We start from the raw sequence: 23606 nt of genomic DNA, 5'->3' as shown, positions 1-23606 counted from the left end.
GATCACCCCGAAGGCGGTGACGCCGAGCCCGGGGCAGGCACCGCCTCGGCGCGGATCAGGAAGTCCTGCAGCTCCCGGTGCCGGAACTGGTACGCCACTCCTGCCGTCCGCATCAACCCCGCCTGGCAGCACCAGTCCAGAAACCGCCCCAACCGCCACGGCAACCACAGGCCGCCGGCCCAGCGGCGGCGTGTCGTCAGCAGAAAGGCCAGGTACCGCACCGGCACCGCCCAGACCGCGGACGCGACCCCGAACACGGCAACAGCGCCCGCCCTGCCTCCCGTCACGGATCCGGCGGTGTAGGTGATGGCGGCCATGGCGGTGACCAGGACCACGACCCCGTACACGGCCCAGAACAGGGCCCCGGCCCGGAGGTCGGCACGGATGACCTCACGGGGTGTCACACTGGAGACCACCCCGGAGCCGACGCCCACACCGGACTCGATCAGGATCTGGAGCCCGCCCACCGCGAACACGCATGTGGAGACGGCCATGGGAAGGCACACGACCCAGAGCAGGCCCTGGAGCACGGAGACCCCGAAGAAGATGCCGGCCAGGGACATGTAGAGAGCTGTGGCGATGGCCCAGGATGTTGACACGGCAACGAGCCAGGCCACCTCCACGAGAAGGAGCAGCTTCTCCGGGTTCCGGAGCCATGTTCGGTCCAGCCGGCTGGGCGACGGCCAGAACGCCTGTGCGGCGGCCACTCCGAGTATCGCGGCGAACGGCACCCCGATGAGCGCTCCTTCCCTCAGGGGCACGCGGCCGGTGCTCAGCAGCGTGACCGTCAGCAGCGCCAGGGCGAGGAGGGTCAGACAGGTGTGGAGGGTGCGCGGGCGGTTGCCGGCCAGGGGCCACAGCTCATGCAGGACCAGATCGGTGCTCGGCAGGCGCCGCCCGCCTCCCCGTCGGTCGGTGACCGTGTTGGCGTGCAGGTAGGCGGCGAGCACGCGCAGCCACCCCGTCACCCGGTCGGTGGTGTAGGGAGCGGGACGCCGGAGGCCGGGGCGTCCCGGGACGGGCGCGGAGGTGACGGCCAGGATCAGGAGTCCCAGCAGGTGATCGCGGATCCCGGCTTCGGTGCCGAGGCGTGGATCGAGGAGTTCGGAAGGAGAGCGGCCCGCCAGGCCGCCCCGGTGCGGAGGCTGGTAGACGGTGGCGGCGACCGTCAGGTACCAGGGGGTGGACAACACCTGGGCCAGCGGGCCCCGCGGGTTCTGCGCGATGGCCTCCATCACGTCCGCCCAGCGGCCTCTGCCGCCGGTGCGAGCCTCCAGGAAGTCCCAGGCCGTCTCCGCGGTGACCGCCTTGATCGTGATGCGGGCCGCGTCCTGCAGCCACCGCTCCTCGGCCTCCAGCGCCTCATGCGGACCGGACCGGCAGGTCACCACCAACTGGCCCAGGTCGGCACCGTCCAGATAGCCGTTCATCGCATCGAGCGCCGCCGATGCCCGTGCGGCAGGGCCCGAGCGGTGCGGCGCGTCCTCGGCGTCCATCTCGTCCAGGCCGTCCAGGAACGGGATGATCTTCCTGTCCGCCACCAGCTCCTGAGCGGCACGCGGCTTCAGCCCGAAGTCGCGCACCAGGCGCTCCGCCAGCCATGTCTCCAGGGGCTGGGTGGGGTCGAAGCCCGACAGGGACAGTCGCACCGGCACCGCCTCCCCCGGCCGACGGTCGCCCAGGAGGCGCAGCATCAGCTCGAGCGCCAGAACGGTCTTGCCTGCGCCCGGTGCTCCGGTGATGACCAGGCGGCCAGGGCGCAGGGCCCGGTAGTAGCCGGTGATGGCGCTGAGCGTGCCGGTCGCCCCTGCCCCCGGTGCGGGCCCGGCCGCCGCCGGGCCGGGATGGAGCGTGAAGGCGATGTCGATCGTATGGACACTGCGACCGAGCAGGATGTGACGGGCTGTCGCCTCCTGCCGTTCCACCACCCGTGCCAACCGGTCGGCCAGCCCTGCGGTGTCGGTGCTCTGCCACACCAGCGCGCTGTGGGCCATCACTCCCGCCCACACACTGAGCGCCAGCGACCCGAGGCCGATCAGTACTCCCGCGGGATCCACATCCCCGAGCCCCGTCGCCCGCGCCACGGCCAGCAGCAGCCCCGTCAGCCCGGCGACGGCAGCCCACGCCCACCCGGCCCCGCGCCCCATCCGCATGACACCTCATACTGGCCCAACTCGGCGTGCCGAGGGTCCACTTCGCGGCAGGGCGTGTGCGCCGGTCCTCCGCCGCAGGGCGTGTGCGCCGGTCCTCCGCCGCAGGGCGTGTGTGCCGGTCCTCCGCCGCAGGGCTTCGGCGGTCATGCCGCCGGCGCGGTACGACTCCACACCCCACGCCGCCCCGACCGCGGTCCCGGACGTCCTGTCCGCCGTCTTCATCCTGCTGTCGAGCTTCGAAGCCGCCACCCGCGGGGCGAGCCGCACCGCGGCGCGTCCCCATCCTGAGCCTCGCCCGGTACCTCCAGCACTGATTCCCCGGATCTCCACGTGCCCAGGGGGCCATGTGCCCGAGGGGCCATGTGCTCCCGCGCGGTACCACTCCTCTCGTATCACTTCTCCTCTCGTATCGCTTATTCTCTCGCGTCACAGAGATGAACCGGTGCCTCAGCAGTTCCATTTCGTCGAATTTTCTCCACTGCGGCCGTGTCGCTGTTTTGAGTCAGATTCGCCTGGCTCCCGCGCGTTCTCGATTTTGTGGAGCGGGTGTTCGGATGCAGCTCAAACGGCGATCGGGAACGGCTGGGTCATGTCGGGTTGTGTCTCGCTCCTGATCGAGGGCTTGGCGTAATCGGGCTCTTTACGGTGCGCCGGTTCGCAGGAAGTATGTGTGCCGGAAGCGCCGCATGCCGCGGCCGCGGATTCCGCCTGCTCAGAACTGCCTGAACAGATGCTCGAATGGAACGGTGTCGGCCGACGGCACGCTGAAGGCTGCCGTCGGTCCTCGCCCGACGTGGGAAGGTTGCGATGGACCCGTGTGCGACTGGCCTGGTGGGATGCGCTCCGCCATTTCGTCCACGTGTGATTCCGTCAGACCCTCGAACAGGGGACGATCTGACTCGTGCTCCCTTTGCCCCTTGAGGTCGTAGGGGGGGGCGCAAAAGATTTCCGCCCTGTGCTTCGGTGCGCTTCTTCATGCGCCGGTTGGCATCTGCGGAATCTCAAAGAACACCGTGCGCTCATCGCAGCGACTTACGCTCGACGGGCCCAGGGGGTTAACTTCATTCATTATGCAGATCTTTCCATAGGCGTCCTCAGGTCTTCCAATAGGCGGTCCTCGCCTTTGAAAGGGACGGGCATGACGAGCCACGCAACCGAATTCGACTTCGAAAACCTCCTCGGCCGCGCGCTGGACGGCAGCGGAGAGGGCGCGCGTTGGACCACCGAAGCGGACGAGATGTGGTGCCACCTCAGGCCGGCCGCCGCGGCCAGGCGCGAGCAGGGCTGGAAGCTGCACGTGTCGGCCACGTCCTCCTCCGCACCGATGGTCCTGGAGAGGGCCCTGGACGTGCTGTTGCGCGAGGAGTCGGCGTTCAAGTTCGCCCGGTCGCAGGAGAAGGTGAGCGCGCTCAACTCCCGTGCCGCACCACGCGGAAGCTCGGGCAAGTTCCTCACGGTCTACCCCCGCTCCGATACCGACGCGGCCCGGCTGGCTCGCCAGCTGCACCAGGCCACGGAGGGGCTGGCAGGCCCCCGGATCCTGTCGGACCAGCCGTACGCCCCCGGCAGTCTGGTGCACTACCGCTACGGTGCGTTCGTCGGCCGCCGGCGGCTGTCGGCCGAGGGGCTGCTGGTCTGGTTCATCGAGGACCCCGACGGCAATCCCGTCGAGGACAAACGAACCGGACAGTACTCACCGCCGCCGTGGGCCGTCAGCCCCTTCCCGGCGACCGCACCGGCAGCGCCGAGCACCCGGAAGCCACCGGCCGGACCGGTGCTGCTGGGAGGCCGCTTCTCGGTGCGCGAAGCGATCCGCCATACGAACAAGGGCGGTGTCTACCGGGGAACGGACGCCACCACCGGCGCACCCGCGGTCATCAAGGAGGCCCGGCCGCACGTGGAGGCCGACGCGACCGGCAGCGACGTACGCGACTGGCTGCGCGCAGAGGCCCGGATGTTGCAGGGACTCAGCGGTACCGGGCTGGCCCCCGAGCTTCTGGCGATGTTCGAGCATGGCGGGCACCTGTTCCTGGCCCAGGAGGAGATCCCGGGCATCCCGCTGCGCAACTGGGTCGCGGAGCGGTTCCGTGACGCGGGAAGCGAGCGCTACGCCGCAGAGGCCCTGGCCCTCGTCGGACGGCTGGTGGAGCTTGTCGCCGCGGTCCATGCCCACGGCTACGTCCTGCGGGACTTCACCCCCGGCAACATCATGGTCCGGCCGGACGGCGAACTACGCCTCATCGACCTGGAACTCGCCGTCCACAAGGACGACAACGCCCTCCCCACAACCCTGGGGACCCCCGGCTTCAGCGCCCCAGAGCGGCTGACCGGCGCGCCGGTGTCGCCCACCGCCGACTACTACAGCCTCGGTGCCACCGCGTGCTTCGTCCTGGTGGGGAAGGTCCCCGCGCTGCTGCCCGAAGAACCCCCCGCCTCAGCCGACGAGCAGCGACTCGCCGCGTGGCTGGAAGCCTGCCGTGGCACGCTCGCCCTGCCGGACGGCGTGCCCGGGATGATTCTCGGGCTGATGCGGGACGATCCGGCCGAGCGCTGGGATCCGGCCCGGGCCCGCGCGGCCCTGCGCCGGACGGAACCGGCCCTTCCGGGCGGCCGGGCCGCCACCGACGTACCGCGCGAGCGCCAAGGAGACGATGCGGCACAGGCGGCCGTGGCCGGAATCGTGGACCACCTCGTGGACTCCATGACCCCGCGGGACGAGCGGCGGCTGTGGCCCGTGTCCACCACGGCGGGGGAGACCGACCCGTGCACCGTGCAGCAGGGTGCGGCAGGTGTGCTGGCGGTCCTGACACGGTACTTCGAGCTCACCGGTGACCCACGCCTGCCCGAGCCGATCTCCACCGCGGGCCACTGGATCGCGGCCCGGACGGACCTCCGTTCCACGCGTCCCGGCCTGCACTTCGGTGGCGGCGGGACCGCCTGGGCGCTGTACGAGGCCGGACGCGCCGTGGACGACCGGGCACTGATGGACCACGCCCTGGCCCTGGCCCTGGCCCCCCAGGAGCCGATGCCCCACCACGACATCACCCACGGCAGCGCGGGCAGCGGCATGGCCGCGGCCCACCTGTGGCATCGCACCGGCGACCCGCGCTTCGCCGGACTCGTGGCCGCGGCGGCCGATCGGCTCGCGGCCGCCGCGCGGTCCGCGCCGTCCGGTGTGAGCTGGCCCGTTCCCGCGGAAACCGTCAGCAGGGAAGCCGCCGACGGGGAAGCCGCAGGCGGAGAAGCAGGTAAACGCTACCTCGGCTTCGCGCACGGAACATCCGGCATCGGCTGCTTCCTCCTCGCCGCAGCGGAGGTCACGGGCCGAAAGGAGCATCTCGACCTGGCTGTGGCGGCGGGTGAGGAGCTGGTGGCCAACGCCGTGCTGATCGGCGAGGCGGCTCAGTGGCCGGCTCAGGCCGGCGACGTGCCCACGGCCCCGTACTGGTGTCACGGCTCGGCCGGCATCGGCTCCTTCCTGGTCCGGCTCCGGCAGGCCACCGGGGACGACCGCTTCGGCGATCTCGCCCGTGGTGCGACCCGGGCCGTCGTCGAGCGCGCCTCCCGCGCGCCCCTCACCCAGTGCCACGGACTGGCGGGCAACGGCGACTTCCTCCTCGACATGGCCGCGGCCACGGGCGACCCCGCCTACCGCGCGTCGGCCGAGGACCTGGCCCGTCTCATCGTTGCCGAACGGTCCCACCGCGACGGCCACGTCGTCTTCCCCAACGAGTACGGGGACGTTTCGACGGGCTGGAGCGACGGATCCGCGGGAATCCTCGCGTTCCTCCTGCGGATCCGCCACACAGACTCCCGGCTCTGGATGATCCAGCAGCCGGGTTGAGCGGCAGGGAGCCTGCCGCACCGCTCACGGAGAAGGAGAAAGTCATGGAGAACCGCGACCTCGAACTGCTGGCTCACCTGCACGCCCTTCCGGAGACCGACCCGATCGGCACCGACGGAGTGGCGTTCGGAGGGACGTGCGAGTGCGTCGGCCTGCTCACCCTCCTCAACACCGTCTGTGTCGGCATCAGCTGCGCCTGACACGGCGGAAGGACACGTCGGCTCCGGTAGTGCCGTCTGACGGGGTGCAGGCGTCTCGCTGACGAGACGCCGAACACCGGCCCGGGCCGGAAAGACGCATCCCGTGACACACCGCCGGCACTCGCCCGGACAGGACGAAGTGTTCGAAGACCTCCGGTCGGCGGCTGCTCCGAAGCAGCCGCCGGCCGGAGCACGAGCTGATCCCGGAACCGCACGCCGAGCACGAGTGACCGCGCCGTGCCCGTACCGCTCCACGCCCGAGTCCGCAGAAGGAACTCCGCAGACGAGGACCCGACCATGCAGCCACACGCCGGCGACGACCATCCCGCTCAGGCGGCCCTCCTTGCCGCCGCACCCCCCGACCGGGACGTCGCGCCCCCCGACCGGGACGTCGCACCCGCCAACCGGGGCGTTGCGCACCCCGACCAGGACGCCGTGCCCGCCAACCGGGACGTCGCACCCGCCGACAGGGACGTTGCGTCGCCGGCTCCCGAGGCGGCGTACGCCATCAGCACGCGCGGCCTGGTCAAGAGCTACCCGGGCCCGGACGGCACCACCACCCATGCTGTCCGCGGCCTGGACCTGGACGTACGCCACGGTGAGACGTTCGCCTTCCTCGGACCCAACGGCGCCGGGAAATCCACCACCATCGCCCTGCTGTGCGCCTTGGCCCGTCCCACCGCCGGACAGGCCACGGTGGCGGGCACCGACGTGCTCACCCAGCCCGACCGGGTACGACGCCAGGTCGGCATGCTCTTCCAGCACAGCGCCCTCGACCCCGACCTGACGGCCGAGCAGAACCTGCACATCCACGCCCGCCTGTACGGGATGAGCCGCCGCCACGCCCGCCGACGTGCCGCCGAGGCACTTGAAACGGTCGGGCTCGGCGACCGCCGGCGCTCCCCGGCGCGCACCCTTTCGGGAGGCATGCGGCGGCGCCTGGAAATCGCCCGGGGCCTGCTGCACGCGCCCGGGATCCTCTTCCTCGACGAGCCGACCACCGGACTCGACCCGCACGCCCGGGCCCAGGTCTGGGACCACCTGCGCACACTGCGCGACCGGCAGGGGATCACGCTCTTCGTCACCACCCACTACCTGGAGGAGGCGGAGCACTGCGACCGCCTCGCCATCATCGACGGCGGCCGCCTGGTCGCCCAGGGCACCCCCTCCGCGCTGAAGGCCTCGATCGGCGACGACCGGGTGGTGCTGCGCACCGTCGACGACCCGGCGGCGCACCAGGTCGTATGCCGCACCGCGCCACCGGGCACGGACGTCACGCGGGACTCCGGGGGAATCCGGCTGCGCCTGCCCGACGGCAGCTCCTGGATCCCCCGCCTGTGCGAGGCGCTGCAGGCCCAGGGCATCCCCGTACGGGCCGCTTCCGCGAGCCCGCCGACGCTCGACGACGTCTTCTTCCACCACACCGGCCGCAGCATCCGGAGCACAGACCCCGCCCCGGAGCCCGCCACTGCCCCGGCGTCTTCCGCTGCCCCGGAGCCCGCCACTGCCCCGGCGTCTTCCGCTGCCCAGTCGCCCTCCATCGCCCAGCCGGACGCGTCCGCGGAGGAACCGGCCGTGACCACGGAGACAGCCGAGGGAGGCCAGTGACCGCCCCCGCCTTCCGGGCGCCGGAGGCCCCGGACACCCCGGGACCGCCCACCGCACCGGGCACTCCGCACACCCCCGACCCCAAGCCCCTGATCCGCCTGCGCCGTGAACTGCGCGCGGTCCACGCGCTGGTCCACCGCGATCTGCTGCGCCTGTCCACCCAGCCCACCCACACCGCGCTGATGCTGATCCAGCCGGTGCTGTACCTCTTCATCCTCGGAGGCGGTCTGGCCGCCCTGATCCCCAGGCCTGCGCTGGGCGTCGACTACCAGACCTACCTGTTCCCGGGCATGCTGATGATGACCGTCCAGACCCCGGCCATCATGGTCGGCATCCGCCTGATCACGGACCGGCAGAGCGGCTACCTGCGTGAGCTGCTGATGGCCCCGGTGCACCGCTCCACGCTGCTCCTGGGCAACTGCGCCGGAGGCACCGCCGTCGCCACGGTCCAGGGCGCCGTGCTGCTGGCCCTCGCCGGAGCGGTCGGCCTGCCCTACGACCCACTCCTCCTCGCGCTGCTCCTCGCGGGCATGATCCTGGCCTCCTTCACCATCACGGCGCTGTCCCTGGCGCTGGCGGTCACCCTGAGCCGCCCCGAGGTCTTCCACATGCTGCTCGGCCTGGTGATGATGCCGCTGCTGTTCCTCTCCGGCGGCTTCTTCCCGATGGAGAACCTGCCGGGCTGGGCACGGTTCCTGGCCATCGGCAATCCGCTCGCGTACGGGGTGGATCTCCTCCGGCAGAGCATCGCACTGCGGGTGCCTGACCAGGCGGCCGTGGCGGGCATCGAATGGTTCGGCCGGCAGCCACCCCTGCCGCTCGAAGCCGGGGCCCTCCTGGTGGCGGGCGCACTGGCCCTGCTGTGGGCCGCCCACCGCTTCAGCCGCCCCGAATAAGGCCGCTGGCCGCCCCGAATAGGGCCGCTGTTCGGAGCCGGAGCCGGAGCCAGAGCCGGAGCCGGAGTCTCGGCTCCGGCGCCGACGGCGGCGCCGCACCCGAGTGGCGCAGCCGACGGGCCGCTGGGATGTGGGACCGCCGGTGATGTGTGACCGTCGAGCCATGAACGTGGGAATCATTGGCGCAGGCCGTCTCGGCTCCGCTCTGGCCGGGGCGCTCACCCGGGCGGGGCACCAGGTGAAGCTGGCCGGTTCGCGCTCTCCGGAGAAACTGGCCGCGCTCGTCGACGAGCTGGGTGCGAACGCCTCGGCCGGTACGGCCCAGGAGGCCGCCGACTTCGGCGAGGTCGTCGTCCTGGCCGTCCAGTGGGACCAGAAGGAGAGCGCGGCGGCATCGGTCTCCTCCTGGCAGGGGCGGACCGTGCTGGTCCCCCTGAACCCGCTGCGGGAGACCGCCGCCGGGCTGGAGGTCGCCGACACCGGGGGCAGGCCGCCCACCGAGATCGTCGCTTCGCTCGTCCCCGGCGCCCTCGTGGTGAAGGGCTTCAACACCTACCTGGCACCGGTCCTCAACGAGGACCCAGCCGTCAACGGTGGCCGCCGCATCGTCCTGCTCGCGGGCGACGACCCCGCCGCCAAGCGCAGGGTGGCCGACCTCGCGGACAGCGCCGGCTTCCAGGCCGTCGACACGGGAAACCTCACCGAGGGCGCCCCGCTGTTCGACACCGGCGGCCCCCTCAACGCCCTCGGCAGGGATCTCGTAGCCCTCTGACACCCGGCGGTCCGGCCTGCGCCGCAGGATCCCGCGGCGGATGGGGTGGAGTGACCCCCGAGATTCCGACACCACCGCGCCCGGCTGGGCCACCCTCGATCTCCTCACCGCCGCGATCCACGCCGCCCATGTGCACCCTTACGTCACCGTCGCCGTGAGAGCCTCCGGCGAGCAGCCCGCTCGAGTCCAGCGCTGGGGCGACCAACTCGACATCCGGCCCATCCAGGCCTTCGGCGACGGTGCGGAACTCGCCGAGCGCGCGGTTGCCTCGTACGTCGCCAAGTACGCCACCAAAGCGGCGGAGACGACCGGCACCTTGGATCGGCGCATCGGTGAACTTGCCGAACTCGACCGCGCCCAAGTCCCCGAGCACGCTCGCCGGCTGATCCGCGCCTGCCACGACCTCGACCCGCTCTATCCAGAACGCCGACTGTGGCCATGGGCCCACATGCTCGGCTTCCGGGGCCACTTCCTTACCAAGTCCCGCGCCTACTCCTCGACCTTCGGCGAACGCCGGGGCGTGCGCGCCCGCTTCCGCGCCGACCAGCAACGCCAAGCCCTCGGGCTCCCCGACCCGGACACCACCTTGGTCCTGGTTCACTGGCAGTACGCCGGCCACGGCCACACCCCCGGCGAATCCGCCCTCGCCGCCACCATCGCGCACGAGATCGCACTCAATCGCGAGACCGCCCGCGAAGCTCTCCAAGAGGGCCACAGTCCAAGGGAGGCACGGCCATGAAGGACGAACTCATGACTGTGCCCCAGATCCTCGAAGAGCTGGGCGGGGTCTCACGCCGCACGTTCTACCGGTGGCGTGAACTCGGGCAGGGACCCGACGCCTTCAAGCTCCCGAACGGCGAACTGCGCGTCTGGCGATCCGACTTCACCGCGTGGCTGCGCAAGCTCGAAGGAGCGGCGGCGTGAGGACGTCCGACGTACGCGTCTGGTCGATTCGCCAGAACAAGAGCGCCAAGAAGTCCACGTACGAAGTCCGCTGGGTGGTGGCGGGTCGGCCCTTCTCCGAGACCCGTCGCACCAAGGCGCTTGCCGACAGCTTCCGCGCGAAGCTGCTGCGCGCCACTCGGGAGGGAGAGGATTTCGACAGCGAGACCGGGCTGCCCGACTTCCTTGCTCCGAAGATCGAGGAGCCTCCCTCTCTCACCTGGTACGCCTTCGCTCTCCAGTACGTGGCGATGAAGTGGTCGCCGAGCGTGCGGGCAACAGTGTCGAGGTGCTGCTGAGCCGGTACGCGAAGTGCATAGACGGTCGGCAGGAGATCACCAACCGGAAGATCGAAGAGCTGCTACGCGAATACGAATGACCGCGGGCGAGCAGCGATCAGGTTCAGGTTCCGCCACCGCCCGCCGGCCCCTGGTCGAATAGGGCCAACGCTTCGTCCCAGACGTTGCCGCCGTCTGCCCAGGTCCATAGCCACTGGCGCAGCGATGGCGCCGCATACCGCAGGCCGTCATGGGGTTCCTCGCCCCAGGTTGCCTCCCAGCCGTCGGCGTCCCAAAGCAGCACCGGATGATCAACCGCTATCAGCGAGACGTACCACTCCATCGTGCAGCCGCCGCCCGTCAAGAAGAGCCACGATGCTGGCACCCCCTTCCTGGCCCGCTCGGCGTGGATGGTCGTTGCGCAATGCCAGTCGGGCCGCTGCCAGTGAGGAACACGGCGTGGTGTCAGCGATGCAAGGCCGCCTTCTGGCCCGAACCCGCCGTCGCCGACCTCTGTGTAGATGCGGCGCAGCAAGCCCGGCACGGGATGCCCGAGGCTGCGTTCCGCAAGGTCCACTTCTGCGTTCGCGAGAGGTGGGAACGGTTGGTCCGGGAGACACCCAGGAGAAGGGGGAACGCTCTCCGAGCCCCACGCCAATTCGTGTAGCTTCTCCAGAAGCGCATCGTCGTCCGCAGCCGTGCGGTGAGCAGCATCGATCACGAGCCGGGACTGTAGTACGGGGCGCAGTTCCCGTGGCAGTCAGACCCAGAGAGACGGCCAGTAACTCCCTGGCCCGACCTGCGAAAACGTCCCAAGATCCATCCCGCAAATGCGCCGCGGCGGCTGTCATACGGCTGCATCCGGCGACACTTGCCTGCATACGCAAGAAGACCCCGCCTCAGCGTTTCCGCTGATGACGGGGTCTTTAGGCGCCTAATTCAAGGTGCCCCCGGCAGGATTCGAACCTGCGCACACGGCTCCGGAGGCCGTTGCTCTATCCCCTGAGCTACGGGGGCGTGTCGGGCGCCTCGTGGGCGGCGACGGGTAGAACCCTACCAGCTCGGCGGGGGTGCGCCGGAACCCGTTTTGCGGGTGGGTGGGCGGAAGTGGGGAAAAGCCGGACGCGGCGGGCGGGGCGGTCCTACCCTCGATTTGTGCCAGGGGCGTCCGGCCGGATCCTAGTCGTGGATGACAACAAGGTGATCCGGCAGTTGATCAGGGTCAACCTCGAGCTGGAGGGCTTCGAGGTGGTGACCGCGGCCGATGGTGCCGAGGCTCTGGACATCGTGGAGCAGGTCAGGCCGGATGTGGTCACGCTCGATGTGGTGATGCCGCGGCTCGACGGGCTGCGGACCGCTGCGCGGCTGCGCAGCGCCCCGGGCACCCGTGAGGTGCCGCTCGTCATCGTGAGCGCCTGCACCCAGTACGAGGTGGGCAGTGGGCTCGAGGTCGGAGTGGACGCGTTCCTGGCCAAGCCCTTCGAGCCCGCCGAGCTGGTCACCGTGGTCCGGGGGCTGGTCGAGCGGGGTGCCGGGCCGTCGGCGGACGGCGCCGCCGAGCCGACGGGGGAGCCTGCGAGCCGCTGCCGGCGCTGAGTTGATTGCGCGCGGGTAGGGCCGCGCCCCGCATATCGCCTACGCCGAGGCCCGCTTGCGCGGGGTGGTCTTCGTGGCCTTCGTGGTCTTCGTGGTTCTCGCTGTTTTCGTCGTCTTCGTTGCCGTCGTGGCCGCCCGTTTCGCCGTTGCGGTCTTCGCGGTCGTCTTCTTCGCGCCCGATGCCGGCTTCGCGGCTGTCTTCGCCGCCGACTTCGGCGCCTTCCCCGCGGCGGCCGGTGAGGGCTTCTTCGCCGAGGCCGAGGCCGATGCCGATGCCGAGGTCGACTTCTTCCCGCCCACCGCCTTGGGGGTCGTCGCCGCCGACTTGCGGGATGCGGTCGCCGCGGGCTTGCGGGATCCGGCCGTCGCGGACTTACGGGACTTCAGCGGCGTGACCGCCGCGACCTCGCCCGACTCCTCGCCCGCACCCTCCCCGCGAGCCGCCTGCGCCGCGCGGACGCTGCTCTCCAGGGCCGCCATCAGGTCGATCACCTTGCCGCCGACCGCGGGCTCCGCGGGGGCGGGGGCAGCGGTTCCGCCGCCGGTCTTGGCCGCGATCATCTCCTCGACCGCGATGCGGTAGTCGTCGTGGAGGGAGTCGAGGTCGATCTCGCCGAGGGTGTCCATCAGGGCGTCCGCGAGGTCCAGTTCGGCGTCGCGGACGGTGACACCGGCGTCGGGGGCGACCTCGGCGGGAGCGCGGATCTCGTCGGGCCACAGGAGCCCGTGCATGGCGATCGCGTCGTCGACGACGCGCAGCATGCCGAGGCGTTCGCGGCCGCGGAGGGCGAATTTGGCGATCGCCACCTTCTGACTGCGCTTGAGGGCTTCGCGCAGCAGGGTGTACGGCTTGGCGGCCGATGCGCCGTTCGCGGCCAGGTAGTAGGCCGCGTCCATCTGGAGCGGGTCGATCCGTTCCGCCGGGACGAAGCAGACGATCTCGATGGTCTTGGCCGTGGGGATGGGCAACGCGGCCAGGTCCTCGTCGGTGATGGGGATGATCGAGCCGTCGGCCTCCTCGTACCCCTTGCCGATCTCCGCGGACGCGACCTCCTTCTCCTCCAGCTCGCACACCTTGCGGTAGCGGATCCGGCCGCCGTCGGTGGTGTGGATCTGGCGGAAGGAGACGTTGTGGTTCTCGGTGGCGTTGACGAGCTTGATCGGGATGCTGACCAGGCCGAAGGAGATGGCGCCGTTCCATATGGATCGCACGTTTCGCCCCTTACGGTAATTTACGAATGATGATGGGATGGTTTGCTGAGGAATCAGATGTCTTGCGTGGGATTCTCATCGTATGACGCCGATCACTGAGGTGGAGGGGCGGCGCATCGCGCTCTCGAACCTGGACAAGGTCCTCTATCCCGCGCATGGCTTCACCAAGGGCGAGCTGCTGCACTACTACGCGGTGACGGCCGGATCGCTGCTCGCGCACCTGCACAACCGGCCGGTTTCCTTCCTCCGCTACCCGGACGGGCCCGACGGCCAGCGGTTCTTCACGAAGAACGTGCCGCCGGGGACACCCTCCTGGGTGAGGACGGCCGAGGTGCCGCGGCGCAGCGAGGGCGGTACGGCCAAACAGGTTGTCGTACAGGACATGGCCACCTTGATGTGGGCGGCGAATCTGGTCACCGAGTTCCATACGCCGCAGTGGCAGGCCGACGCACCGGGCGAGGCGGACCGGATGGTCTTCGACCTCGACCCCGGGGCGCCCGCCACGGTCGTGGAGTGCTGCGAGGTCGCGCTCTGGCTGCGGGAGCGGCTCGCGGCGGACGGACTCTCCGCGTACGCGAAGACGTCCGGCTCGAAGGGGCTGCATGTCCTGGTGCCACTGCAGCCGACGCCTTCGGGGAAAGTCTCCGCGTACGCGAAGGAGCTGGCCGTGGAGGCGGAGGACGAGCTGCCGGGCCTGGCGCTGCACCGGATGACGAGGGCGCTGCGGCCCGGGAAGGTCTTCGTCGACTGGAGCCAGAACGCAGCGGCGAAGACGACCGCCACGCCCTATACGTTGCGGGCCCGCCCCCTTCCCACGGTCTCCGCACCCGTGACCTGGGACGAGGTCGAGGGCTGCGAGGACCCTGGTGACCTGGTGTTTCTCGCCGATGACATGCCGCCGCGGCTTCAGGAGCACGGGGATCTGCTCGGTCCGCTGATCAACCTCAACCGGGCGGGCAAGCTGCCCAGGGGGTTCAGGTGAGCGGGGTGCGGCCGCCGGTGAAGGTGGCGCTCGCCGAGTCGGTGAGCGAGCTGCCGCGGGAGGAGAGCGGATGGGCGTACGAGCCGAAGTTCGACGGGCACCGGCTCGTGGTCTTCCGCGTCGGGGGCCGGGTGCAGTTGCAGGCGCGTTCCGGGCGGATCGTCAACGCGGCGTTCCCGGATCTCGCCGAGGCCGCGCAGGCGCTGGACGAGGGGACGGTGCTGGACGGGGAGGTGGTGGTGTGGACGGAGGGCCGGATCGACTTCGCCGCGGTGCAGCAGCGCGCCATGTCCACGCCCGCGCGGGCCGCGGAACTCGCGCGGACGCTGCCCGCCTCGTACGCGGCCTTCGACCTGCTCGCGCTGCGGGGCGAGGACCTGCGGACGGCCCCGTACACGCGGCGGCGCGAAGCGCTCGTCGCGCTGCTCGCCCCGCTCGGGCCGCCGCTCCAGGCCGTGCCGATGACCACGGAACGTGCACTGGCCGAGAGCTGGTACGAGGAGCTCCGGGAGACCGGGATCGAGGGTCTGGTGATCAAACGGCTCGACCAGGCGTACCGGGCGGGACGGCGCTCCTGGCTCAAGCTGCGGCACAGCGATACGCGCGATGCGGTGGTCGTCGGCTACACCGGGCCGGCGGCGCGGCCGCAGGCGCTGGTGCTGGTGCTGCCGGATGACGACGCGCCGGTGCTTTCGAGTCCGCTCGGTCCGGGTGTACGGGCATCGGCGGCCGAGTTGCTGCCGGCGGCGGAGGGTGTGGGGGAGCTGAACGCGGTGGGGCACGGGGACGTGACGTATCAGCGGGTGGGCGGCCGGCTCGTGGTGGAGGTGCGGCAGCAGGCCACCCGGCACCGGACGGTGGGGGTGGTGCGCTTCCGGTGACCGGCCGGGCGCGTCGCCTCCTTCCTCCGCCGTGCGTTTGGAAGCGCCAGACCCCCGCTCACCAGGCCGTTCAAGGAACCGTGGACCGATGGCGGCCTGATCCGCCGGACACCCCTCAGCCATCAGGGCCAGACACGTCAGCCATCAGGGCCAGACACGCCGGTCGGCGCGGTGGCGCAGCGCGTCGAGGAGCGGGCGCGGGCCCGGACCGGCCCACCGCGACCTGGGGTCGGCGATCCGGACACGGTGCTCGGCGGCGTGCACGCTGTGCCGACGGGCTGCTCGGCGAGCAGCTCACGGCGGCGGTGGTCCGTGCGCAGCCGCCGGGCCGGTTCGCGTGCGAGCCCGGCAAGGAGCGCCTCGCCGGGGCGGTCGGGCGCGAGGTCGTCGTCCGGTGCAGGGCGAGGCGGGCGGGCTCGGCGCCCCGTAGTCCGGTCATGCCGCAGCACCCCACGCTCGATGGGAACAGCTGCGCCGCGGTCCCGGCGACAACCCGGTCGCGCCCGCCGCCGTTCCCCGACAGGTGAGGCGGTGGCTCTCCGCGCACGCCCATAGGGTGTAAGAGAGACGAACCGCGCCGAGCCGTGGGCCCGGAGGCGGCCGCGGTCGGCTCCGCACCACGTTCCCCGCACCACGTTCCCCGCACCACGTTCCCCGCACCACCCCCGTCCCCCCGCAGCAGCCCCACCGGAGAGCCGATGTCCCCCCGTTCGGTCCGCACCGCCTTGGTGCTGCCCGTCGTCGCCCTGCTCGGCGTGACCGCGGCGGCCTGCGACGATCCGGGCGGGCTCGAAGGCGCGGGTGCGACACCGAGCGCGGTCGGTCCCGCGCGGCTGTGGCCCGAGCTGCCGCCCGCCACGAATGACCGGCAGGACGATCTCGGCGATGCCGAGCCGGAGACCGTCCCGGGGATCAAGGCGCCGGAGGCCGATCTGCGCGAGGCCGACGCGCTCGCCGTGGTCCAGGCGGAGGTGCGCGCCCACCCCGGCGGAGCGGGCGAGCAGAGCGGGGAGGACGCGCTGCCGGAGGGCATCGCCGCGAAGATCCTCGCCTGCGAGGGGCAGGCCGGGGACAAGGACTGCCCGGTGCTGGCCCCGTACTACCGCGATCTGACCGGCAACGGACGCGACGAGCTGATCCTCGGGATCAATCTCGGTGACCGCGACGCATACGGCATCGGGATCCGCGTCTACACCCATGACACCGAGGGCTCGGGTCGCCTCCTGCGCATCATGTCCACCACCCAGCCGGTGATCAGCGCGGAACTGGCCGGCCAGGACCTGATCGTGCGCTCGCCCGCGCATTTCGGCGGCTACGAGTTCCGCGACGTGTGGTCATGGGACGCGGCCTCGCGTTCGATGCTGCCGACCCGGATGGAGATCGTACGAGCCCCGGACGCGGACGGACCGTCCCGCCCCGCGCTCTCCGACGCACCGACCCCCACCGACCCCCACTGACACCCCATGAGACCCATGAGACCCCGTACGCCATGAGACCCCGTACCCCATGAAACCCCGCCTCCCCGGATGGACCGCGACCCTGACCTGGAAGGCCACGGCCTTCATCACGGTCATGTGCTGCGCGCTGGCCGCGATGCTCGGCACCTTCGTGCACGTGGCCGTCACCCGCCAGACCGTGGACCACGCGCGCGAGAAGGCGCTCACCCGGCTCGTCGACATCACCCGTTCGTACGAAGCCGGCGATCCGCTTCCGCCCGGCTCGGGCCTCGACCCGCCCGGCCTGCCCGCCTCCCTGCGGGAACTCGCCGCGCAGGGCACGCGCGGCACGATGGTCGCCGAGTACCGGGGCAGCCCCGTGATGTGGGCGGCGGGACCCGCGGACGGCGACAGCGTCGTGGCCGTGGGGATCGACTACGCGCAGGGTGCCCGCACCATCCAGGGCCTCGACCGGGCGATCACCGTCTCCTCGGTGCTCGCGATCGGGGTGACGCTGCTCCTCGGCGCGTTCGGCGTGACCCGGGTGACGCGGCGGCTGCACCAGACGGCGACGGTCGCCCGGCGGATCAGCGCGGGCGATCTGGACGCGCGGGTCGACGATCCCCGTACGAAGGATCCCGGCCGTGCCCAGGATGAAGTGGCCACCGTTGCAGGGGCCTTGGACACCATGGCCTCGTCCCTGCAGGGCAGACTGGAGCGCGAACAGCGTTTCACCGCGGACGTCGCCCACGAACTGCGCACCCCGCTGACGGGACTGCACGCGGCGGCCGAACTGCTGCCGGAGGGGCGGCCCGCGGAGATGGTGCGCGAGCGGGTGCAGACCATGCGGACGCTGACCGAGGATCTCCTGGAGATCTCCCGGCTCGACGCCCGCCGTGAGGAGGTCGACCTCGACACCCACCGGCTCGGACCGCTCGTGGAACGCGTCGCCCAGGGCACCGACACACAGGTCGAGGTCGTACGCGACGTCAGGGTCGAAACCGACCGGCGCCGCCTGGAACGGGTGCTGGGCAACCTGATCGCCAACGCCCACAAACACGGCCGCACCCCGGTCGTCGTGACGGTCGACGGCCCCACGGTCCGGGTACGCGACCACGGCGAGGGCTATCCCGCCTACCTGGTGGAACACGGCCCCCAGCGCTTCCGCACCGAGGGCGGCGCGAAGGGCCACGGCCTCGGCCTGACCATCGCCCACGGCCAGGCCCGCGTCCTGGGCGCGAAGCTGAGCTTCACCAACGCCGCGGACGGCGGGGCGGTGGCCCGCCTGACCCTCCCGTACACGGAGACCAGGACACCGCGCGAGGGGCCCGGGCCGACCCGCGAGGACACCTGAGCCGCCCGGCCCGCGTCGCAGAGCACGCGCTCCCGAGCGGCCCGCCCACCGAACGCCGGACCTTCTCTTCGTCCACCGGGCGATACCCCTCCTGAGGCCCGCCGTCTCCCCATGCGAAACGGACTCGCCTACCCACCCCCCACCTCGCCTACGCTTGTCCCGTGACCCCCGCTGATCTCTCCCGCACCGTGCTGCGTGTCGTGCGACACGTCGTCGAGCGCGGAGAGCTGCTCGGGGATACGCACGAGCGGACTGTGTCCGAGCGGAACGTGGTCGAAGGGACCGCGGTCGAGCGGAACGTGGTCGAGCGGATCCTGGTCGAGCGGCCGCGAGCCGGGGGGCGTGGGGACTACGCGTGCAATGCCGCCCTGCAACTGGCCGGGGCCGCCGGACGGCCGCCGCGTGAGGTGGCGCGGCTGCTCGCCGACCGGCTGGTGCGGGAGCCGGGGATCGCGGACGTCGAGATCACCGGGCCCGGGTTCCTCAATCTGACGCTCGACGGGGACGATCAGGCCGTGGTCCGCGAGGTGTTCGCGGCCGGTACGCGGTACGGGCACGTTTCCGGGCCCACCGGACAGGTCGTCCAGCTGCACCTCAGGCCCGAGCTGCGGGCCGCCGTCCGGTGCGATGCGGTGCGGCGGATCCTGCGGTCGCAGGGCGCCCTCGTGCGCACGTCCTGCACGGAGCCCCTGCCAGAGGTGTGGGCCGCTCTCGGGATCCACGTGGACGCCCTCGGCACCCCGCCCGGCCCGGAAGGCCTCGCCTTCACCACCCCCGTACCCGCGCCCGAGCAGATTCCGGCCCTCGGCCCGGACGCCACCCGCTGGGCCCTGCTGCACCCCGCCGCTCAGGACCGGCCGCGGATGACGGACCGGCATCTGGTGCAGGGCGAGAGCAATCCGCTGTTCCGGGTCCGCTACGCCCACGCCCGCAGCCGCGCGCTCAGCCGCAATGCCGCCGACCTGGGCTTCCACGCCGAGCCTCACCCCGCACCGCGCGAAGCAGCCCGACAGGACCTGCTCGCCGCCCTCGCCGACCACCCCCGCGTCCTCGCCCAGGCCGCGGAACACCGCGCCCCCGACCGCCTGACCCGCCACCTGGTCCAGGTCGCCGACGCCCTTCTCGACTTCCAGTACGCCGTCCTGCCACAAGGCGACGAGAAACCCGAGGCCGCCCACCGCGCCCGGCTGGCACTCGCCGAAGCCGCCGGGACGGTGCTGGCCGGCGGCCTGTCCCTGCTCGGCATCGACGCACCCGAATACTTGTGAAAGATGTGAAAGAGAAGCCATGAGTCGTTCCGCCCACCCCGCCGGGCCCCGCCACGCCGACGTCCTTCCCGAGGGGCGCTCCGTGGCAAGCACAGCGCCGCCCACCGACCTGAACGCCCTCGATCCCAAGGTCTGGTCGCACACCGTCACCCGCGGGGAGCAGGGCGCGCTGAGCGTCGGCGGGATCGACGTGGCGCGCCTCGCCGAGGACTTCGGCACACCGGCGTACTTCCTGGACGAGGCCGATTTCCGGGCCCGCTGCCGCGCCTGGCGCGAGGCCTTCGGCACCGAGGCCGATGTCTTCTACGCGGGCAAGGCCTTCCTCTCGCGCGCCGTCGTGAAGTGGCTGTACGAGGAGGGGCTCAACCTCGACGTCTGTTCCGGCGGCGAGCTGAGCACGGCACTCAGTGCCGGAATGCCCGCCGAGCAGATCGCCTTCCACGGCAACAACAAGTCCGAGGCCGAGATCGAGCGCGCCGTCGAGGCCGGTGTCGGGCGCATCGTGCTCGACTCGTTCCAGGAGATCGTGCGGGTCGCCCATATCGCCCAGCGCCTCGGCAGGCGCCAGCCGGTCCTGATCCGGGTCACGGTCGGCGTCGAGGCGCACACCCACGAGTTTATCGCGACCGCGCACGAGGACCAGAAGTTCGGCATCGCGCTCGCGGACGGCCAGGCCGCCGAGGCGGTACGGCGCGCCCTGAAGCTCGACGGCCTCGAACTGCTCGGCATCCACAGCCACATCGGCTCGCAGATCTTCGACATGGCGGGCTTCGAGGTCTCCGCCCGCCGCGTCGTCCAGCTGCTCGCCGAGATCCGCGACGAGCACGGCGTTCAGCTGCCGGAGATCGACCTCGGCGGCGGCCTCGGCATCGCGTACACCAGCGAGGACGACCCGCGCGAGCCGCACGAGATCGCGAAGTCGCTCAGCGAGATCGTCTCGCGCGAATGCGACAGCGCGGGCCTGCGGGCCCCGCGGATCTCCGTGGAGCCGGGGCGCGCGATCGTCGGCCCGACGGCCTTCACGCTCTACCGCGTCGGCACGGTCAAGCCCCTGGAGGGGCTGCGGACGTACGTGAGTGTGGACGGCGGCATGTCCGACAACATCCGCACGGCGCTCTACGACGCCGAGTACACCGTCGCCCTCGTCTCGCGCACCTCGCAGGCCGAGCCGATGCTCTCGAGGGTTGTCGGCAAGCACTGCGAGAGCGGCGACATCGTGGTCAAGGACGCCTTCCTGCCCGCCGATCTGGCCCCGGGCGACCTGATCGCGGTGCCCGCGACGGGCGCGTACTGCCGCTCCATGGCGAGCAACTACAACCACGCGCTGCGGCCCCCGGTCGTGGCGGTGAACGACGGCGAGGCGCGGGTGATCCTCCGCCGCGAGACGGAGGAGGACCTGCTGGCGCTCGACGTCGGCTGAGAGGCCGGCTGAGAAGTCGGCCAGGAGTCGGCCAGGAGTCGGCTGAGAAGCTGTGGCCGGGCAGCCGCCCGGCGATGAAATCCCTGTCTCACATGCCGGACCGGGGCGGGAATCCCCGGTCCGGTAGGTGAGACTGAGGCAACCGCAGAAGTTGAAGAATCGAGGTCGGATGATGCGTACGCGTCCGCTGAAGGTGGCGCTCCTTGGCTGTGGAGTCGTCGGCTCCGAAGTAGCCCGCATCATGACGACGCACGCGGACGACCTCACGGCCAGGGTCGGCGCCCCCGTGGAGCTCGCGGGCGTGGCCGTGCGCCGCCCGGACCGGGTGCGCGCCGGCATCGACCCCGCCCTGGTCACCACCGACGCGACCGCCCTGGTCAAACGCGGTGACATTGACGTGGTGGTCGAGGTCATCGGTGGCATCGAGCCCTCCCGCTCCCTGATCACCTCCGCCTTCGAGCACGGCGCGTCCGTGGTCTCGGCGAACAAGGCGCTGCTCGCCCAGGAGGGCGCGGACCTGCACAGGGCCGCGGAGGACCACGGCCAGGACCTGTACTACGAGGCCGCCGTGGCCGGTGCGATCCCGCTGATCCGCCCGCTGCGCGAGTCCCTCGCGGGCGACAAGGTCGACCGTGTCCTCGGCATCGTCAACGGCACCACGAACTTCATCCTCGACAAGATGGACTCCTCCGGCGCCGGCTACCAGGAGGCCCTCGACGAGGCCACCGCGCTCGGCTACGCCGAGGCCGATCCGACCGCGGACGTGGAGGGCTTCGACGCCGCCGCGAAGGCCGCCATCCTGGCCGGTATCGCCTTCCACACCCGCGTACGCCTCGACGACGTGTACCGCGAGGGCATGACCGAGGTGACCGCCGCCGACTTCGCCTCGGCGCGGCAGATGGGCTGCACCATCAAGCTGCTCGCGATCTGCGAGCGCGCCGCCGACGGCGAGTCCGTCACCGCCCGTGTGCACCCGGCGATGATCCCGCTCAGCCACCCGCTGGCCTCCGTCCGCGAGGCCTACAACGCGGTCTTCGTCGAGTCCGAGGCCGCGGGCCGGCTGATGTTCTACGGGCCCGGCGCGGGCGGCGCCCCGACCGCCTCCGCGGTCCTCGGGGACCTCGTGGCCGTCTGCCGCAACAAGCTCGCCGGTGCCACCGGGCCCGGTGAATCCGCGTACACCCGCCTCCCCGTCAGCCCGATGGGCGAGGTCGTCACGCGGTACCACATCAGCCTCGACGTGGCCGACAAGCCGGGCGTCCTCGCCCAGGTCGCTACGGTCTTCGCCGAGCACGGCGTATCGATCGATACCGTCCGTCAATCGGGGAAGGACGGCGAGGCGAGCCTCGTCGTCGTCACCCACCGCGCGAGCGACGCGGCCCTGAGCGGGGTCGTCGAGGCGCTGCGCCAGCTCGACACCGTGCGGGGTGTCGCCAGCATCATGCGTGTCGAAGGGGAGTAACCAGACATGGCCGCAAGCAACACCGGCGCCCACCAGTGGCGCGGGATCATCGAGGAGTACCGCGACCGGCTGCCCGTGAGCGAGGCGACGCCCGTGGTCACGCTCGGCGAGGGCGGCACGCCGCTCGTCCGTGCCGAGGTGCTCTCCGAGCTCACCGGCTGTGAGGTCCACCTGAAGGTGGAGGGCGCCAACCCGACCGGCTCCTTCAAGGACCGCGGCATGACCATGGCGATCTCCAAGGCCAAGGAGGAGGGCGCCAAGGCGGTCATCTGCGCCTCCACCGGCAACACCTCCGCCTCGGCCGCCGCGTACGGCGGCAAGGCCGGCATGGTCAGCGCCGTCCTCGTACCGCAGGGCAAGATCGCGCTCGGCAAGATGGGCCAGGCGCTCGTGCACGGCGCGAAGATCCTGCAGGTGGACGGCAACTTCGACGACTGTCTGGTTCTGGCGCGAAACTTGTCCGAGAACTACCCGGTGGCGCTGGTCAATTCGGTCAACCCGGTACGTATCGAGGGCCAGAAGACCGCCGCGTTCGAGATCGTCGACCGCCTCGGCGACGCGCCCGACATCCATGTCCTCCCGGTGGGCAACGCGGGCAACATCACGGCCTACTGGAAGGGCTATCAGGAGTACGCGGCCGACGGCGTCGCCACGCACACGCCCCTGATGTGGGGTTTCCAGGCCTCCGGCGCCAACCCGATCGTGCGCAAGGAGGTCGTCAAGGAGCCCTCGACGATCGCCACCGCGATCCGTATCGGCAACCCGGCGTCCTGGCAGTTCGCCGAGGCCGCGCGGGACGAGTCGGGTGGCCTCATCGACGACGTGACCGATCGTCAGATCCTGCGCGCCTACAAGCTGTTGGCCTCCCGCGAGGGCGTCTTCGTGGAGCCCGCCTCGGCCGCCTCCGTGGCCGGTCTGCTCAAGGCCGCCGAGGACGGCAGGCTCGCCCGGGGGCAGCGCGTCGTCTGCACCGTCACGGGCAACGGCCTCAAGGACCCGGACTGGGCCGTCGCCGGCGCCCCGCAGCCGGTCACGGTACCGGTCGACGCGGCCGCCGCTGCCGAACGTCTCGGTCTGGCCTAGCATTTGGCGACGGGATGCCCGGGACTCCGGGCATTCCGGGCCAACCTGCCAAGGGGTGCACAAGGGGCTTGCGACACGCATCGTGCGCCTCCTGTGCGCCCTATGTCGCCACAGAACCTTCCTTCGATAGGCTGTACCAAAACCGCCCGCCGCATATGCCGTTGCGTAGCGGCCGGTGCCGTTTGTTGTCGGCCTGAGGGGGCCGGAGTTTCTCGCGTA

19 protein-coding genes, 1 tRNA gene and 2 pseudogenes are annotated in these 23606 nt (G+C 71.3%); 17 read left to right on the top strand and 5 right to left on the bottom strand.

From position 1 onward, the window contains the following. Positions 1-2 precede the first annotated feature (2 nt). Entirely contained in the window at positions 3-2147 is a 2145-nt protein-coding gene (locus ACLF6P_RS19510; RefSeq protein ID WP_415951799.1) for a hypothetical protein, read from the bottom strand. Between the two features lie 1144 nt (positions 2148-3291). On the opposite strand from ACLF6P_RS19510, the gene lanL reads away from it, so the two are divergent. The 8 genes and pseudogenes from lanL (at position 3292) to ACLF6P_RS19470 (ending at position 10714) form a co-directional block, all read left to right on the top strand. Continuing rightward, positions 3292-5997: a class IV lanthionine synthetase LanL gene (gene lanL, locus ACLF6P_RS19505; protein WP_415951798.1), complete on the top strand. Its 2706-nt coding sequence runs from the start codon at positions 3292-3294 to the stop codon at positions 5995-5997. A gap of 44 nt (positions 5998-6041) precedes the next feature. Then, positions 6042-6197: a VenA family class IV lanthipeptide gene (locus tag ACLF6P_RS19500; protein WP_415951797.1), complete on the top strand. Its 156-nt coding sequence runs from the start codon at positions 6042-6044 to the stop codon at positions 6195-6197. Positions 6198-6494: 297 nt separating this feature from the next. Continuing rightward, positions 6495-7805 (top strand): ATP-binding cassette domain-containing protein, encoded by a 1311-nt coding sequence (locus ACLF6P_RS19495; RefSeq protein WP_415951796.1) that lies wholly within the window; start codon positions 6495-6497, stop codon positions 7803-7805. Further along, complete coding sequence (locus ACLF6P_RS19490; protein WP_415951795.1) at positions 7802-8701, top strand: ABC transporter permease; 900 nt, start codon at positions 7802-7804, stop codon at positions 8699-8701. Before ACLF6P_RS19495 ends, ACLF6P_RS19490 begins: the two co-directional genes overlap by 4 nt. Positions 8702-8864: 163 nt before the next feature. Next, the gene (locus ACLF6P_RS19485; RefSeq protein WP_415951793.1) at positions 8865-9473 is read left to right on the top strand and encodes an NADPH-dependent F420 reductase; all 609 of its coding nucleotides are present in this window, start codon (positions 8865-8867) and stop codon (positions 9471-9473) included. A 55-nt stretch (positions 9474-9528) separates the two neighbouring features. Further along, a pseudogene (locus ACLF6P_RS19480) lies at positions 9529-10212 on the top strand (replication initiator); the annotation flags it as partial. An 11-nt stretch (positions 10213-10223) separates the two neighbouring features. Then, positions 10224-10397: a helix-turn-helix transcriptional regulator gene (locus ACLF6P_RS19475; RefSeq protein ID WP_415951792.1), complete on the top strand. Its 174-nt coding sequence runs from the start codon at positions 10224-10226 to the stop codon at positions 10395-10397. Beyond that, the gene (locus ACLF6P_RS19470; protein ID WP_415951791.1) at positions 10394-10714 is read left to right on the top strand and encodes a hypothetical protein; all 321 of its coding nucleotides are present in this window, start codon (positions 10394-10396) and stop codon (positions 10712-10714) included. Before ACLF6P_RS19475 ends, ACLF6P_RS19470 begins: the two co-directional genes overlap by 4 nt. 103 nt (positions 10715-10817) lie before the next feature. On the opposite strand, the gene ACLF6P_RS19465 is transcribed toward ACLF6P_RS19470, so the two are convergent. Together ACLF6P_RS19465 and ACLF6P_RS19460 are read right to left on the bottom strand one after the other, a co-directional pair. After that, complete coding sequence (locus ACLF6P_RS19465) at positions 10818-11414, bottom strand: hypothetical protein (RefSeq protein WP_415951790.1); 597 nt, start codon at positions 11412-11414, stop codon at positions 10818-10820. 224 nt (positions 11415-11638) lie between these two features. Further along, positions 11639-11710 (bottom strand) — tRNA-Arg (locus ACLF6P_RS19460). A 90-nt stretch (positions 11711-11800) separates the two neighbouring features. Between ACLF6P_RS19460 and ACLF6P_RS19455 the strand changes: the two genes are divergently transcribed. After that, positions 11801-12289: a response regulator gene (locus tag ACLF6P_RS19455; protein WP_415951788.1), complete on the top strand. Its 489-nt coding sequence runs from the start codon at positions 11801-11803 to the stop codon at positions 12287-12289. Positions 12290-12328: 39 nt separating this feature from the next. Here the strand turns inward: ACLF6P_RS19455 and ku are convergent, their stop codons facing one another. Beyond that, positions 12329-13501: a non-homologous end joining protein Ku gene (ku, locus tag ACLF6P_RS19450; RefSeq protein WP_415951786.1), complete on the bottom strand. Its 1173-nt coding sequence runs from the start codon at positions 13499-13501 to the stop codon at positions 12329-12331. A gap of 82 nt (positions 13502-13583) precedes the next feature. On the opposite strand from ku, the gene ligD reads away from it, so the two are divergent. Both ligD and ACLF6P_RS19440 read left to right on the top strand, forming a co-directional pair. Further along, complete coding sequence (gene ligD / locus ACLF6P_RS19445; RefSeq protein WP_415951785.1) at positions 13584-14483, top strand: non-homologous end-joining DNA ligase; 900 nt, start codon at positions 13584-13586, stop codon at positions 14481-14483. Beyond that, the gene (locus ACLF6P_RS19440; protein ID WP_415951784.1) at positions 14480-15364 is read left to right on the top strand and encodes an ATP-dependent DNA ligase; all 885 of its coding nucleotides are present in this window, start codon (positions 14480-14482) and stop codon (positions 15362-15364) included. The genes ligD and ACLF6P_RS19440 overlap by 4 nt, the downstream gene beginning before the upstream one ends. Positions 15365-15627: 263 nt before the next feature. Here the strand turns inward: ACLF6P_RS19440 and ACLF6P_RS19435 are convergent. Then, positions 15628-15785, bottom strand: a pseudogene (locus tag ACLF6P_RS19435) (NERD domain-containing protein); the annotation flags it as partial. Positions 15786-16062: 277 nt separating this feature from the next. Between ACLF6P_RS19435 and ACLF6P_RS19430 the strand changes: the two are divergent. The 6 genes from ACLF6P_RS19430 to thrC all read left to right on the top strand — a co-directional run bounded on the left by ACLF6P_RS19430 (position 16063) and on the right by thrC (position 23387). Next, positions 16063-16821: a hypothetical protein gene (locus tag ACLF6P_RS19430; RefSeq protein ID WP_415951783.1), complete on the top strand. Its 759-nt coding sequence runs from the start codon at positions 16063-16065 to the stop codon at positions 16819-16821. 49 nt (positions 16822-16870) lie between these two features. After that, entirely contained in the window at positions 16871-18154 is a 1284-nt protein-coding gene (locus ACLF6P_RS19425; protein WP_415951781.1) for an ATP-binding protein, read from the top strand. A 161-nt stretch (positions 18155-18315) separates the two neighbouring features. Beyond that, positions 18316-19422, top strand: coding sequence for an ArgS-related anticodon-binding protein NrtL (gene nrtL, locus ACLF6P_RS19420; RefSeq protein WP_415951780.1), 1107 nt, complete (start codon positions 18316-18318; stop codon positions 19420-19422). A gap of 19 nt (positions 19423-19441) precedes the next feature. After that, a complete protein-coding gene (gene lysA / locus ACLF6P_RS19415; protein WP_415951779.1) occupies positions 19442-20842 on the top strand; it encodes a diaminopimelate decarboxylase in 1401 nt (466 codons plus the stop codon). A 169-nt stretch (positions 20843-21011) separates the two neighbouring features. Beyond that, positions 21012-22304, top strand: coding sequence for a homoserine dehydrogenase (locus tag ACLF6P_RS19410; protein WP_415951778.1), 1293 nt, complete (start codon positions 21012-21014; stop codon positions 22302-22304). A 6-nt stretch (positions 22305-22310) separates the two neighbouring features. After that, the gene (thrC, locus tag ACLF6P_RS19405) at positions 22311-23387 is read left to right on the top strand and encodes a threonine synthase (RefSeq protein ID WP_415951776.1); all 1077 of its coding nucleotides are present in this window, start codon (positions 22311-22313) and stop codon (positions 23385-23387) included. Positions 23388-23606 lie beyond the last annotated feature (219 nt).

Origin of the sequence: Streptomyces lothianensis (assembly GCF_047779955.1) — a bacterium.
Taxonomy (GTDB): Bacteria; Actinomycetota; Actinomycetes; order Streptomycetales; family Streptomycetaceae; genus Streptomyces.
This window is presented reverse-complemented; position numbering and strand designations above follow the sequence as displayed.